Source organism: Actinotalea caeni (assembly GCF_009733795.1).
Lineage (GTDB): Bacteria > Actinomycetota > Actinomycetes > Actinomycetales > Beutenbergiaceae > Pseudactinotalea > Pseudactinotalea caeni.
In genome coordinates, this window is sequence record NZ_WNXX01000010.1 from 73,542 (window position 1) to 87,127 (window position 13,586).

The 13,586-nt window shown below is 74.8% G+C and carries 16 protein-coding genes and 1 riboswitch; of the genes, 4 read left to right on the forward strand and 12 right to left on the reverse strand.

Annotated features, from left to right (window positions below; translation table 11 throughout):
• Window positions 1-4 precede the first annotated feature (4 nt).
• The 6 genes from GPA02_RS10540 to GPA02_RS10565 form a co-directional block, all read right to left on the reverse strand.
• Complete coding sequence (locus GPA02_RS10540) at window positions 5-925, reverse strand: diacylglycerol/lipid kinase family protein (protein WP_156199887.1); 921 nt, start codon at window positions 923-925, stop codon at window positions 5-7.
• 10 nt (window positions 926-935) lie between these two features.
• The gene (gene tatC, locus GPA02_RS10545; protein ID WP_162457750.1) at window positions 936-1,820 is read right to left on the reverse strand and encodes a twin-arginine translocase subunit TatC; all 885 of its coding nucleotides are present in this window, start codon (window positions 1,818-1,820) and stop codon (window positions 936-938) included.
• A 51-nt stretch (window positions 1,821-1,871) separates the two neighbouring features.
• Complete coding sequence (gene tatA, locus GPA02_RS10550; protein WP_156199889.1) at window positions 1,872-2,168, reverse strand: twin-arginine translocase TatA/TatE family subunit; 297 nt, start codon at window positions 2,166-2,168, stop codon at window positions 1,872-1,874.
• An 88-nt stretch (window positions 2,169-2,256) separates the two neighbouring features.
• Entirely contained in the window at window positions 2,257-2,586 is a 330-nt protein-coding gene (locus GPA02_RS10555; RefSeq protein ID WP_156199890.1) for a hypothetical protein, read from the reverse strand.
• A 27-nt stretch (window positions 2,587-2,613) separates the two neighbouring features.
• Entirely contained in the window at window positions 2,614-3,582 is a 969-nt protein-coding gene (locus GPA02_RS10560; protein ID WP_156199891.1) for a helix-turn-helix transcriptional regulator, read from the reverse strand.
• On the reverse strand, window positions 3,582-4,541 hold the full coding sequence (locus GPA02_RS10565) for a helix-turn-helix transcriptional regulator (protein WP_156199892.1): 960 nt from the start codon (window positions 4,539-4,541) through the stop codon (window positions 3,582-3,584). Before GPA02_RS10565 ends, GPA02_RS10560 begins: the two co-directional genes overlap by 1 nt.
• A gap of 105 nt (window positions 4,542-4,646) precedes the next feature.
• Between GPA02_RS10565 and GPA02_RS10570 the strand changes: the two genes are divergently transcribed.
• Together GPA02_RS10570 and GPA02_RS10575 are read left to right on the forward strand one after the other, a co-directional pair.
• Window positions 4,647-5,723 (forward strand): DUF3866 family protein, encoded by a 1,077-nt coding sequence (locus tag GPA02_RS10570; RefSeq protein WP_156199893.1) that lies wholly within the window; start codon window positions 4,647-4,649, stop codon window positions 5,721-5,723.
• A 10-nt stretch (window positions 5,724-5,733) separates the two neighbouring features.
• On the forward strand, window positions 5,734-6,063 hold the full coding sequence (locus tag GPA02_RS10575) for a GroES family chaperonin (protein WP_460361432.1): 330 nt from the start codon (window positions 5,734-5,736) through the stop codon (window positions 6,061-6,063).
• A 36-nt stretch (window positions 6,064-6,099) separates the two neighbouring features.
• Here the strand turns inward: GPA02_RS10575 and GPA02_RS10580 are convergent, their stop codons facing one another.
• From GPA02_RS10580 to GPA02_RS10600, 5 genes are all read right to left on the reverse strand, one after another.
• Window positions 6,100-6,528: a PH domain-containing protein gene (locus GPA02_RS10580; protein WP_156199894.1), complete on the reverse strand. Its 429-nt coding sequence runs from the start codon at window positions 6,526-6,528 to the stop codon at window positions 6,100-6,102.
• A gap of 2 nt (window positions 6,529-6,530) precedes the next feature.
• Window positions 6,531-7,373, reverse strand: a complete 843-nt coding sequence (hisG, locus tag GPA02_RS10585) for an ATP phosphoribosyltransferase (RefSeq protein ID WP_156199895.1) — start codon at window positions 7,371-7,373, stop codon at window positions 6,531-6,533.
• A gap of 52 nt (window positions 7,374-7,425) precedes the next feature.
• Window positions 7,426-7,689, reverse strand: coding sequence for a phosphoribosyl-ATP diphosphatase (locus GPA02_RS10590; protein ID WP_156199896.1), 264 nt, complete (start codon window positions 7,687-7,689; stop codon window positions 7,426-7,428).
• A gap of 62 nt (window positions 7,690-7,751) precedes the next feature.
• Window positions 7,752-8,753 carry an ABC transporter substrate-binding protein gene (locus GPA02_RS10595; RefSeq protein ID WP_156199897.1) on the reverse strand — a complete coding sequence of 334 codons (1,002 nt, stop codon included), beginning with the start codon at window positions 8,751-8,753 and terminating at the stop codon, window positions 7,752-7,754.
• Window positions 8,744-9,484 carry an ABC transporter permease gene (locus tag GPA02_RS10600; RefSeq protein ID WP_204986573.1) on the reverse strand — a complete coding sequence of 247 codons (741 nt, stop codon included), beginning with the start codon at window positions 9,482-9,484 and terminating at the stop codon, window positions 8,744-8,746. The genes GPA02_RS10595 and GPA02_RS10600 overlap by 10 nt, the downstream gene beginning before the upstream one ends.
• Before the next feature lie 154 nt (window positions 9,485-9,638).
• Window positions 9,639-9,780, reverse strand: a riboswitch (FMN riboswitch).
• A gap of 163 nt (window positions 9,781-9,943) precedes the next feature.
• Here GPA02_RS10600 and GPA02_RS10605 point away from each other — a divergent pair.
• Window positions 9,944-11,224, forward strand: coding sequence for a hypothetical protein (locus GPA02_RS10605; protein ID WP_156199898.1), 1,281 nt, complete (start codon window positions 9,944-9,946; stop codon window positions 11,222-11,224).
• A gap of 84 nt (window positions 11,225-11,308) precedes the next feature.
• Window positions 11,309-12,658, forward strand: coding sequence for an LPXTG cell wall anchor domain-containing protein (locus tag GPA02_RS19275; protein WP_156199899.1), 1,350 nt, complete (start codon window positions 11,309-11,311; stop codon window positions 12,656-12,658).
• 250 nt (window positions 12,659-12,908) lie between these two features.
• On the opposite strand, the gene rpe is transcribed toward GPA02_RS19275, so the two are convergent.
• Entirely contained in the window at window positions 12,909-13,583 is a 675-nt protein-coding gene (gene rpe, locus GPA02_RS10615; RefSeq protein WP_240133987.1) for a ribulose-phosphate 3-epimerase, read from the reverse strand.
• Between the last annotated feature and the right edge of the window lie 3 nt (window positions 13,584-13,586).

Genomic DNA, 13,586 nt, shown 5'->3' on the forward strand with positions numbered 1-13,586 from the left:
CAACCTACGCGGGTGCGAGCAGCTGCACCGCACCGGCCTCGACCGTCACCGACAGCGGCAGCGCACCGACGAGCTCGCCGTCGCCGAACGCGTCGGGCGGCGGCGGGTGACCGGCGAGCGGCTCGACGACGACCTCGCGCGCCCGGACGATCTCGACGGCCGGGTGCTGCACGTGGGTCCCCGCGTAGATCTTCGGCAGCAGCCGCAGCAGCTGACCGGCGGTGACCTCGTGCCCGATGAGCACGTCGGCGAGACCGTCGTCGTTGCGGGCCTGCGGGACGATCTTCATGCCGCCGCCGAAGTAGGGACCGTTGGCGATCGCGACGAGCGTGCCGGCGAGCTCGCGGCGCTGCCCGTCGATCGTGATCGTGTAGCCGTACGGGCGGAAGCCCCGCAGCTCCGCGGCCACGGCGCGCAGGTACTTCCCGCCGCCGGGCGGGAACGTGTAGGTGTTCGCGCGGGCGTTGACGGCGGCGTCGAACCCGGCCGAGAGCACGCACGCGGTGCGGCGGGTGCCGTGCGCGCCGTCGGCCCGCAGCACGTCGATCGGCCGCGGTCCCTGCTCCAGCGCCGCCTCCAGCGCCCGCAGCGCGGCGCGGCCGTCGTGCGCGGGGAGCCCGACCGTGCGCGCGAAGTCGTTGCCGCTGCCGATCGCGATCAGGCCCAGCGGGACGCCCGTGCCGGCGACGGCGTTGACGCCCAGGTGCACCATCCCGTCGCCGCCCACGACGACGACGGCGTCGGGGCGCCGGCCGCCCTCGGTGCACACGGTCCGTGCCCGCAGCTGGGCCGCCTCGGCGGAGTCGGCGGAGAGGTCGATGACCTCGTGCCCGGCCGCCGTGAGCTCGCGCACCACCCCGGCGCCCGGGGCGGACCCGCGGTTGCCGTTGGCGGCAGGGTTGACGACGACCCCGAGGACGGCCATCAGGCGCGCCTCAGGCTGCCGCGCTGGAGGCACCGGCGAGCTCGGCGTCCTCCTGGGCGCGCCGCTTGGCGACCCGGTCGTCGTGGACGTGGCAGATGCCGACCGCGATGAAGTACAGGGCGAGGATCGGCATCGCGAGGAAGATCATCGCGGTCGGCTCGGGGTTGGGCGTGACGAACGCGCAGAACGTGAAGATGCCGACGACGGCCCACCGCCAGCCCTTGAGCCAGGTCGAGCCCTTGACGACCCCCATGAAGCTCATGGCCACCATGACCAGCGGCAGCAGGAAGGCCGCACCGCACGCGAGCACGAGCTGCATGACGAACTTGAGGTAGACGTCGGCCGCGAGCAGGTTCGTGGTGTTGTCGGGCGTGAACTGCCCGATGAGGATCTCCAGCGCCCGCGGCAGCACGGTCCAGGCGAGCAGCGCACCCGCCGCGAACAGCGGCACCGCGGCGCCGAGGAAGCCGAAGGTGTAGCGGCGCTCCTTGCTCGTCAGACCGGGCGAGACGAACGCCAGGATCTGGTAGATCCACCAGGGCGAGGTGAGCAGCAGACCGGTGAAGAACGCGATCCGCAGCTGCATGTCGAACGCGGTGCCGATGCCCTGGAAGTTGAGCGTGACCAGCTCGGGGCGCTTGCGCTGCAGCTGCTCGACGGGGTCCTGGAGCGTCTCGAACACCCCGGGCAGGTGCCAGGGGCCGAGGCCGACGCTGTCGAAGAGCATCGCCGGCCCGAGCACCTTGGTGACGCCGTCGGGTCCGGCGTCGAAGACGACGCTGCCGATGAACGTCGGGCTGTAGAGCAGCCAGCCGATGACGGCACCGACGAGGATTCCTGACACCGCGAGGATCACGCGGCGGCGGAGCTCCTTGAGGTGCTCCGCGAGCGCCATCCGCGCTTCCGGGTTGTCCTTCCGCGACCCAGTGACTCGGGCCACCGGCGCTTACCGTCCGGGCTGCGGAGGCACGTCGGAGGGCGCGCCGCCTCCGGGCGGCGTGACGCCGCGCTGCGCGTCGCTGGCCGTGGTGTCGACGGTGGTGTCGGCGCTGCTCGTGAGCGTCGGGTTCGGGTCGACGGCGTCCCGCACCGTGGTGCTGTCGTCGCGGAGGTCGCGGACCTCCTCCTTGAAGATCTTCATCGAGCGGCCGACGTTGCGAGTGATGTCAGGCAGCTTGCTGGCGCCGAACACCAGCAGGATGACCACGAGCAGCACGATGAGGTGCCAGGCCTGAGGGCGCATGATGTCTCCGCTTCGAGGGGGTCGAACCTGATCAGTCTAGGTCATCCGCGGGCGCGTGCACGCCGCGGGCACCGGCCGTGCGCCGGTCTCAGGAGGGCAGGCCCGCGTCGCGCCAGCGCGCGTAGGTCGCGGCACGCCGGCGGCGCCGCCGCTCCTCGCGACGCTCTCGGTTGGTGGCGCGCACCGCCCGCCACCGGGCGCGCTGCTCGTCGGTCGCGACCAGGTCCGGCACGGGGTCGGTCTCGGTCCGCGCCCGCTCGAGCTCGTCGATGCGGTCCTGCAGCCGGTCGAGCACCTCACCGGTCTCGTGCAGCTGGGCGAGCAGCGCCTTGCCGGAGCGCCACAGCCGCAGCCCGAGCAGCGCGGCGCCCGCCAGGGTGGCGAGCACCAGCGTCGTCCAGACCGCGAACCAGATCACCTCGCCAACCTACCGCTCGTAGGCCCGTCAGAGGAGGTCGAGCGCCGCGTACGCGGCCAGCGCGGACCGGGCGCGGTCGCGCAGCTGTGCGGCGACGTCGGGCGGCTCGACGGCGCGCACGTCGTCGCCCAGACCCATGAGCAGGTTGGCGAGCCAGGCCATGTCGACCACGCCGACCGTGATCGCGATCCAGCCGTCCACGAGGTCCTCGGTGCGGGCGCCGGGCAGCTGCTCGGCGAGCCACCGGGTGCGCGGGCTGATCTCGAACCGCACCTGCGTGGCGCGTGCGGTGTCGGGCTCGGGACGGCCGGTCAGCTCGACGTCGGGGTGCGGGTCGGCGGGGACGTCGAGCACCCGCAGCGTGAGGATGCGGTCGACCCGGAACTGCCGCACGTCCTGGGCGCGACGGCACCAGGCGAGCAGGTACCAGCGCTGGGAGTCGGTGAGCAGCTGCAGCGGGTCGACCTCGCGCTCGGTGATCTGGTCCGAGGCCGAGACGTAGCGCAGGTGCAGCCGGCGACCGCTGGTCAGCGCCTCGCGCACCTGCTGCACGCGCTCGTCGAGCGCCCGCCCGCCGCTGTGGAGCCGGATCGCGTCGGCGGCGACCGCCGCCTCCCCCGCCGCCGTGCGCAGCACGGCGATCGTCTCCTCCACCAGCTCGGCGTCGTCGGGGCCGAGCGTGGCCGCGAGCGACTGCAGCGCCACCAGCAGCGCCACCGCCTCGCCCGGGGAGAGGCGCAGCGGTCGGTCCATCTCGCGCGAGTCCAGCAGCGTGAGCACGCCGTGCTCCAGGTCGTCGCTGGAGAAGTCGATGAGGTCGCCGTGCATGTACCCGGGTGTGCCGGAGACCCACAGCGTGTTGACGTCGGCGAGCACCTGTCTCGGGGTGATGCCGAAGTGCTCGGCCACCTCGTCGACCGTGACGGCCGGGTGGTCGCGCAGGTAGGCGACCATCGCGAGCATCCGGGTGAGGCGCTCCGGTGCGGTCTCGGCCATCAGCCCTCCCCCAGCGCGGCGACGGCGCGCAGCCGCCGCAGCACGGACGCGCGCAGGTCCGGCGGGTCGAGCACCACGACCGTGTCGCCGTAGCCCGCGATCTCGTCGGCGAGGTAGGCGACGTCGCTCACCTCGAGCGCGAGCACGTCGCGCACGCCCGCCGGCGTCTCGATGCTGTCGACGACCTCACCGCGTGCGCGCAGCGCCGCGGCGCCCTCGGGGCGCACCGCGAGCCGGACGGGCACCCGGAACACGCGCTCCGGCGTCGGCACCCGTTCCTCGGGGATGACGACGCTGCCGGGCTCCCCCACGCGCTCGACCCGGCCGATGATCCGCGAGGTGCGGAACGAGCGCTGCGCGTCCCGGTCGCGGTCGTGACCGACGAGGTACCAGCCGCGGTCGCGCGCGTAGACGCGCCACGGCTCGACCGTGCGGACCGTGACCTCGCCGCTGTAGGCCGCGCGGTAGGAGAACCGCACGGGGGCGCGCTCGGCGATCGCCGCGAGCAGGTCGTCCATCGCCGGCTCCGGCCCGCGCACCCGCAGCGTGACGCCCGGTGCGGCGGCCGCGGAGCCGTCGGCGACCGCCTTGAGCTTGACGAGGCCGCGGCGCGCGGCGGAGGCGAACGTGGAGTCCTGCCACACCTCGGCGGCGAGCGAGAGCACGCCCATCTGGGCCGGCGACAGGTGGATCGGCGGCAGCGAGTACGCCGCGGTGTCGATGCGGTAGCCGACCTCGTCCTCGTGCACGGCGTCGGTGAGCGTGACGATCGGGATGCCGAGCTGCCGCAGGTGCTCCTTGTCGCGCTCGAACATCCTCTCGAACGCCTCGTCGGACGTGCTCGAGCCGTACCCGTTGACCTTGGCGCGGATCTCGGCCTTCGTCATGCGGTGCCGGGTGTGCGAGAGCGCGATGACGAGGTCGAGCATCCGCTCCGCCGCGTCGACCCGTTCGCTCATGCGGTCACGCTAGCGCGAGGACGCGCACGCGCCGCGCAGCGACCGCCGTCGCGTGGCCCGTCGTCGCCGCGGGCGTGCACCGGTGGTCGCCGTTAGGGTCGCAGCGTGATCACGTGGCGCGAGGGTGTCGTCGCCGCGCTGGGCCGGTCCTGGCCCGGCGCGCAGGAGCTGACCGCGACGGTCGACGGCGAGCCGGTGCGCGCGCTCGCCTACCCCGGGCTCGTGGGGGCGCCGCAGGTCGGCGACCGGGTGCTGCTCACCACGGCGGCGCTGCAGCGCGGGCTGGGCACCGGCGGCTACGCGTTCGTCGCGGCGCTGCCCGACCGGCTGCCTCCCGACCCGCCGGCCGCGCCCGGCCACCTCGTCAAGGCCAGGTACACGCCGTTGCAGACGCTCGTGCTCGGTGCCGACGAGCAGGAGTCGGAGCACCACGAGCTGCTGCGCGACGCCGACGACCTCGACGGCATGCCCGTCGTCGTCGCCGATCTCCACTCGGCGCTGCCGGCGGTCGTGGCCGGGGTGCGGGCACGCCGTCCGGAGGCGCGCGTCGGCTACCTGATGACCGACGGCGGCGCGCTGCCGCTGTGGTTCTCCCGAGCGGTCGCGGGGCTCCGGGAGGCCGGCTGGCTCGCCGCGTCGGTGACGGTCGGGCAGGCCTTCGGCGGCGACGTCGAGGCGGTCTCGCTGCACTCGGGGCTGCTGGCCGCACGGCTGGTGCTCGGCTGCGACGTCGTCGTCGTCAGCCAGGGACCGGGCAACCTCGGCACCGGGACCCGCTGGGGCTTCTCCGGCGTCGCCGCGGGCGACGCGGTCAACGCCGTCGCCACCCTCGGCGGTCGCGCGGTCGCCAGCCTGCGCGTCTCCGGGGCCGACCCGCGCGAGCGGCACCGAGGCATCTCCCACCACAGCCTCACCGCCTACGGCCGGGTGGCGCTGGCCCGCGCCGACGTCGTCGTGCCCGAGCTGCCGGGCGACCTGGGCCTGCTCGTCGCCGAGCAGGCGGAGGCGCTGCGCGAGCGTCACGACCTGCACCGGGTGCCCGTCGACGGCCTCGAGGACGCGCTGCGCGACTGCCCCGTGCCGCTGTCCACGATGGGCCGCGGGCTGGCCGACGACCCGGCCCCGTTCCTCGCCGCCGCGGCGGCCGGGGTGCACGCGACGACCTTGCTGGACCTGACGTAGGTTGGGGACCGTGGCAACCGGTCCAGGAGGCAAGCTCCCGATCATGATGCTGCACGACCGCGTGCTCGTGCAGATGTCCCCCGACGACGCCGAGCGCAGGTCGTCGGGCGGGCTCGTCATCCCCGCCACCGCCCAGATGGCCAAGCGCCTGCACTGGGCTGCGGTGCTCGGCGTGGGTCCCCACGTGCGCACGGTCAAGGTCGGCGACCGGGTGCTGTTCGGCGAGGAGCACCAGAACGAGGTCGAGATCCAGGGCGAGACCTACGTGATCCTGCGCGAGAAGGACCTGCACGCCGTCGCCGCCGAGCGCGTCGAGGTCTCGACGGGTCTCTACCTCTAGACCCGGCGGGGCCCCGACGCCCGCCTGGGCCGGCGGTCAGGTGGGCTCGCGGCCCTCGTGCTCGGCGACCCGGTCGCGCAGCCAGGCCGCGTCCCGACGTGCGCGGGCGCCGTCGGCCGCCTGGATCGCCATGAGCGCGCAGGTGGTGCCGTCGTCGAGGTCGAGCCGCACCCACGAGTCGTGCACGCCGAGGTGCACGGCGACGATCTGCGACCACGCGACGCGCCGCCGTCGGACAGGGTTGCGGATCTCCAGACCGTCGGCGTCGGCGACGGCCCGCACCCGCCCGAGCAGCGCCGTCACCACCACGACGATGCCGACCATGACGAGGATCGCGACGCGGTCGAAGCCGTAGCCGTCGAGCGAGACCAGCAGGAACGCGGCACCGCCCACGAACGCCGCGGCCAGCACGACGCAGACCGCCAGCGTGGCGCGCGGCCGGAAGACACGTCGCGCCGCCGCCATCGTCAGATCCGGCAGGCGTGGATCTGGGTGACGAGGATCGCCCGTGCCCCGACGTCGTAGAGCCGGTCCATCAGCTGGTTCGTCGCGTCCCGCTCGACCATCGCGCGGACCGCGACCCAGCCCTTCGTGTGCAGCGGCGACACCGTCGGCGACTCCAGCCCCGGCGTGATCGCGACGGCCCGCTCGACGGCGTAGTCCGGCACGTCGTAGTCCATGAGCACGTAGCGCCGCGCCACGAGCACGCTGTGCAGCCGGCGGTCGAGCACCGCGAGCTTCGGGTGCGGGTCGCCCGCCGGTCGGATCAGCACAGCCTCGGAGGTGAGGATCTCCTCGCCGAAGACCTCCAGTCCGGCAGCACGCAGCGTGGAGCCGGTCTCGACGACGTCGGCGACGAGGTCGGCGACGCCGAGCCGGACGGTCGACTCGATCGCGCCGTCGAGCCTGACCACCTCGGCCTCGATGCCGCGGTCGCGGAGGAACCCGCCGACCAGCACCGGGTAGGAGGTGGCCACGCGCTTGCCGGCGATGTCGGCGAGCGTCCGGACCGCCTCGGGCGGCCCGGCGAAGCGGAACGTCGACGTCGCGAAGCCCAGCGCGCGGTGCTCGACCGCGTCCACCCCGGAGTCGAGCAGCAGGTCGCGACCCGTGATGCCGGCGTCGACGGTGCCGGAGCCGACGTACACGGCGATGTCGCGCGGGCGCAGGAAGAAGAACTCGACGTCGTTGGCCTCGTCGGTGAGGACGAGCTCACGTCCGTCGCGGCGCTGACGGTAGCCGGCCTCGCGCAGCATGTCGCTGGCCGGCTCGGCGAGGGATCCCTTGTTCGGGACGGCGATGCGAAGCAACGGGTGCTCCTTCGGGTGATCGGGCGGTGCGGGGTCGGACGGAGCGCTCGGCTCAGAGATGCTCGTAGACGTCGTCGAGGGTGAGACCCGTCGCGACCATCAGCACCTGCAGGTGGTAGAGCAGCTGGGAGATCTCCAGCGCGGTCTGCTCCCGACCCTCGTGCTCGGCGGCCATCCAGACCTCGGCGGCCTCCTCGACGACCTTCTTCCCGATCGCGTGCACGCCGGCGTCCAGCGCCGCCACGGTGCCCGAGCCGGCCGGGCGCTCGCGCGCCTTCTCCGCCAGCTCCGCGTACAGCTCGTCGAAGGTCTTCACGGGTGGCCAGCCTACCGTTCGGGCGACCCGCGGCCGGACCGGCCGCGGGTCACGCGAACGGCTCAGGACCCGATGAAGGCGTCGGTGAAGGCCTCGCCGGCCTCGACCGGCTCCTCGATGAGCCCCAGCTCGAGCATCGTGCCCGCCATCGCCTCCCAGCGGGCGTCGTCGTGCTCGCCCCACGCACCGGTGAGGTCGCCGTAGAGCGGCACGGTCGCCTCGGCGACCGCGCCCATGATCTCGCGCTGCTCGTCGGTGATCGAGCCGGGGATCTCCTCCGCGGCCGCCTCGACGGCGAGCGAGGGGTCGGCGGCGATGTCGGCGACCGCGCGGCCGACCGCCGCGACCACCCCGGCGAGCGCCGCACCCTGGTGCTGCGTCATCCGGGAGGTCGTGCCCAGCCCGATGCCGACGAGCGGCACGTCACCGATCGGCACGGCCTCCACGGCGAGCCCGGTGGCGCGGAACTGCGGCACGTCGTTGTTGACGTAGCCCATGACCGCGTCGACGTGCCCGCCCGAGAGCGCGGCCTGCTGCGTGTAGCCGATCGTGGCGACCTCCACGTCGTCGGTCGTCAGCCCCGCCTCGTGCAGCATCGCCAGCAGCCCGAACCACGTCTCGCCGTAGGGCCCCGGCACACCGACCGTACGGCCGGCGAGGTCGGCCGGACCTGTGATGTCGCTGTCCTCGGGGACGATGAGCGCCACCGGGTACTCCTGGTAGAGCGTCGCGATGCTGACGACGTCCACGGCCTGCGAGCGGGCCTGCAGCATCTCGTCGCCGCCGGCGACCACGATCTGCTCGCGGCCCGCCGTCAGCGCCCCGAACAGGTCCTCGGACTCACCGTGGTGGCGCAGCGTCACGTCGACCCCGGCCTCGGCGAAGTACCCCCGCTGCTGCGCCAGGTAGAACGGCGCGAACTGCACGTTCGGCACGTACGTGAGCCCGATCGTCACGCGCGCGTCGGGCGCGCCCGGGGTCGGGTCCGTGCACGCCGTCGCCGTCAGGGCGGTCCCTGCTGCCGCCGCGGCGAGCAGCAGCGCCTGCCGTCTCGTCACCACCATCGAACTGTCCTCTCCAGGCCGCGCACGGCCAGATTGATGGCGACCGCCAGGGCCGCCATGACCACCAGCGTCGCCACCATGCCCTCGGTGTCGACGCGATCGCGGAAGACGGTCAGCAGCTCGCCGAGCCCACGACCGCCCATGACGAACTCCCCCACCACTGCACCGGTGATCGACAGCACGAACCCGTTGCGGACACCGGTGAGCACCGACGGCAGCGCCATCTGGCTCTGGATGTGCACGAGCAGCTGCCACCGGCCGGCGCCGTCGACCCGGGCGGCGTCGACGACGTCGCGGTCGATCGTCGTCAGCCCGAGCACGGTGTTGAGCAGGATGGGGAAGAACACGAGCAGCGCGCACAGCAGCGCCTTGGGGAACGGGCCGTAGCCGAACCACAGCGCGAGCAGCGGCGCGAACGCCACCGCCGGGATCGCCTGGGACGCCGCCAGGTACGGGCCCAGCGCCGCCGACGCGGTCGTCGAGCTCGCGAGCAGGTACCCCAGCGGCAGCGCGACGAGCAGCCCCAGGAGGCAGCCGAGGGCGCTGACGCCGAAGGTGCTCGCGGCACCGAGCAGCAGGTCGCCGTCGGCCACCTCGGCCACGAGGCGGACGGCGAGGTCCGCCGGTGACGGCACGAGCACGGGCCCGAGCGCCGCCGCCAGCAGCGCCCAGACGACCACGACCACGATCCCGAGGACGACCGGGGCGGAGATGGTGCGCTCAGGGCGCACGGCTGGTCCTGCGGACGTGGGGCGCGACCGTGCCGACGGTGCCGACTCAGCCGGCTGTGCCATCGCAGACGTCCTCTCCCCCGGCGCGTCCCGGGGTGAGAGGGGTGCATCGGGCACCCGCCTGTCGACGACGGCGCCCGGAGGCGTCGCCGTCGCGTGCTTCCTCCCATCCGGACTTTCACCGTCGGTCCTGGAGTTCCACCAGGTCAACCGCCACCGTCGGCCCGGGAGGGCCGCCGCTGTCGGGTCGCGGACTGTCACCGCCGGTTCGGACTTTCACCGACCCCGGAGCACGTCAAGCTCGCTGCGCAGTCTAGTACGGCGTGCGCGAAGCACCGGGCGCGCTCCCCCGCTGTTCACATGACGGGAAGCGCCCGCTGCCACTACGGTTGAACCGTCACGCACCCTGGCTCGGCCCCCGCCGGCCGGTTGCACGAGCTGATCCGTCGGGGGACGCAGGTGAGGACGACGCGGCGCACGCGCAGCAGCGGGCCGCTCCCCGTGCTGCGCTGGCTGCGCCGCTCCCTCCTGCTCGGGACGCTCGTCGGCGCCGGGCTCGCGCTGTCGGTCGCGTCGGCCGAGGAGGCGTCCGCCGGCCCGCTGGGCGACCTGCTGGACCCCCTCGTCGGCGATGTCGTGGTGCCGCTCGTCGAGGAGGTCACGGCGCCCGTCGCCCCGGTCGTGGACGCCGTCGTCTCGCCGGTCGCGGAGGTCGTGGGGACCGTCACCGAGCCGGTGCGACCGGCGGTGCCGGTCGTGGAGGACGTGATCGAGCCGCTCGCTCCCGTGATCGACGACGTCGTCGCCCCGGTCGCCGAGGTCGTCCAGACGGTCACCGAGCCGGTAGCGCCCGTCGTCGAGGAGGTGACGGCGCCGCTGGCACCCGTGGTCACCGACGTCGTCGCCTCGGTCGCCGGGGTCGTCGAGGACGTCGCGGAGCCGGTCGCGCCGGTGCTCGAGGAGACCGTCGCGCCGCTCGCGCCCGTGCTGGACGAGGTCCGCGACGTGGTGGCGCCGGTCGGGGTGGCGCTGGAGCCGCTGACCGGCCCGGTCGGAGGGCTGCTGACACCCGTGACGGGGTCGCTCGGGCCCGTCACCGACCTGCTGGAGCCCGTCGTCGGCGCCCTGCAACCCGTCACCGACGCCCTCGAGCCGGTCACCGGCGTGCTGGACCCCGTCCTCGTGCCCGGGCGGCCCGGCGCCGATCCGCTGCCCCCCGCGCCGGGCACGAGCCTGCCTGTGCCGGGCACCGACCCGCCCGCGCCCGGCACTCCCGCGCCCGAGGCGGGCACTCCCGTACCCGAGGCGGGCGCTTCCGCCCCCGGACGCCCCCCGCTGGTCCACGTCCTGGCCGCCGACGTCGCAGACGCCCCGTCGCCGGCTGCGCACGTCGACGCGCCACCGGCCGCCGGCACCGGGGCCGTGCTCGCACCTGTGCAGGCACCGAGCCCCGGCGTGGCCCCGTCCGGCGTCCTGCCCGCCACCACGGCGCCCGCCGAGGCAGCGAGCGCCGACGGCCACGACACGACCCCCGACCCCGCTGCGCCCTCGGCACCCCAGGGCCCCGCCGCGCCGTCGGGCGCCCCGGGTCAGCCGCAGCCCCGGACCCTCGGCAACGACGTCGCGGCTCCGGCCGCCCCGCTCGCGGCCGTCGCCGCCGCCTTCTGGACCACCGCGGAGCGCGAGGCGCGCGCCGCGCACCCGTCGACGTTCTTCGAGATCCCCGTCTCCCCTGGCTGAGGGGACCACGCCGGGCGCCGAGCCCGGCACGCGTTCTCGGCGTGCCCACGCACGCCACCACCTCAGTCACAGGAGAGACCACCCATGCACGTGTTCCTTCGGCGTGCGCTGCAGACAGCGCTCGTCACAGGAGGGCTGATCGCCCTCGGGGCCGGAGCGGCCCACGCTGCCGAGGACGACGGTCCCGGCCTTCTCGGGCTCGACCTCGAGCTCGACATCCCGCTCGGCGAGGTGTCCGAGGCCCTGCCCGACATCGACGTCGACATCCCCCTGACGCTCGACATCGCCGTCGCCGACGTGGCGCTGGGGCTGCTGGGCGAGGCGTCCACGACCCCCGACTCCTCCCCGGCGGAGGCTGTGCCGGCACCCGCGGCTCCGGAACCGCCTGGCGGCACCGTGGACGTCGACGTGCCGGTCACGATCGACGTCGACGTCACCGACATCGCCGTCGGGCTGCTCGGCGAGGCCAGCACCTCGGCGCCCGCGCAGCCCCCGGCCGAACCCTCTGACCTCGCCGAGCCCGCCGAGCCGGCCGAGCCCGCTGAGGCGGCGGAGCCCGCCGAGCCGGCCGGCGGCGGTGTCGACGTCGACGTCCCCATCGAGCTCGCGGTCGACATCTCCCACCTGGCCGTGGGCGTGCTCGGCGACGCGAGCACGTCCGGCGAGAGCGAACCGGAGGCCGGCACGCCCCAGCCGCAGGCCGCCGAGGCGGGCACGGTGGGCACTGTGGGCGCTGTGGGCGCGGCGGGCGGTGTGACCATCGGCGTCCCGGTGCGCGTACCGGTCAGCGTGACCTGCAACAGCCTGGCCGTCCTCGGTGACGCCGCGGCCGGCTGCGACGCTGGCGGTCCGACGGCGGTGTCCAGGCCCGCCGGCGGTGGCGGCGCCCTGGCGGTGTCCGCCCCGGTGACGGTCCCGGTCGAGGTCTCCTGCCTCGCCGCCGGCGTCCTGGGCGACGCGGCGGCGACCTGCCCGGCGGCGGCACCGCTGCCGGGCGACCCGGGCACGCCGCGGGCCGGCGGCATCGCCATCGACCTGCCGATCGCGATCCCGGTCGACGTCGGCTGCCTCGCGATCGGCGTCCTGGGCGACGCCGCGACGGCGTGCCCGGCGGCAGCACCGGTGCCGGGTGGCCCTGGCAACCCGGGTGACCCGGGCGATCCCGGTGACCCGGGCGACCCCGGTGACCCGGGCGACCCGGGCGACCCCGGTGACCCGGGCACGCCTGGTGGCCCGGGCGGGAACGGCACCACCGGGCGCGCACCGGTGGCGGCGGCACCGCCCGTGCTCCAGGTCGGGGCGGACGCCCCTGATGCCGCCGACGACCAGCTCCCGAGCACCGGAGCGGCCGGTCCGTCGGCGCTGGCGCTGGCCGCGCTGTTGATCGGCGTGGGCGTGCTCCTGCTCCGCAGGCGCGGACCTCTGGAGAGCTGAGAGCCGCGGGTGGTGCCGTCGCAGGGGCGGCACCGCCCGCTCGGTGCTCGGTCGGACCCTGGTCCGCGTGGCGTGGTCGCGTGGGCCGGCGGCGCTCGGCCGGGCCGCGGGTGGTGCCGTCGTCGGGGGCGGCACCGCCCGCTCGGTGCTCGGTCGGACCCTGGTCCGCGTGGCGTGGCTGCGTGGGCCGGCGGACTCGGCCGGGCGGCGGGTGGTGCCGAGGTCGGGGGCGGCACCACCCGCACCGCGGTCAGTCGGTCCAGGCCTGCGTCGCCAGCTCGCGGAGCACGGCGATCTCGGTCGCGGGGTCGTCCGCGCGGTACACGGCGGACCCGGCGACGAACACGTTGGCGCCGGCGGTCGCCGCCCGGGCGATCGTGTCGCGCGAGACGCCGCCGTCGACCTGGATCCAGATGTCGGCACCGAGCTCGTCGATCGCCGCGCGTGTGCGCCGGATCTTCGGGAGCACGCCGTCGATGAAGCTCTGCCCGCCGAAGCCGGGCTCGACGGTCATGACCAGCACCATGTCGAACTCGGGCAGCAGGTCGAGGTAGGCCTCCACGCCGGTGGCCGGTCGCAGCGCCAGCGCGGCGCGGGCTCCCTTGGCGCGCAGCTCGCGCGCCAGCTTGACCGGCGCGCGAGAGGCCTCGGCGTGGAACGTCACCGTGGCCGCGCCGGCCTCGGCGTAGCCGGGCGCCCAGGTGTCGGGGTCCTCGATCATCAGGTGGACGTCGGCGCGCATCGACGTGTGCTCGAGCAGGCTCGCGACCACCGGCAGGCCGAACGTCAGGTTCGGCACGAAGTGGTTGTCCATGACGTCGAGGTGCACGAGGTCCGCCGAGGCGATCCGGTCGACCTCCTGCGCCAGCCGGGCCAGGTCGGAGTCGAGGACGCTCGGCGAGATGAGGATCGGCGGGTGCAGCACGAC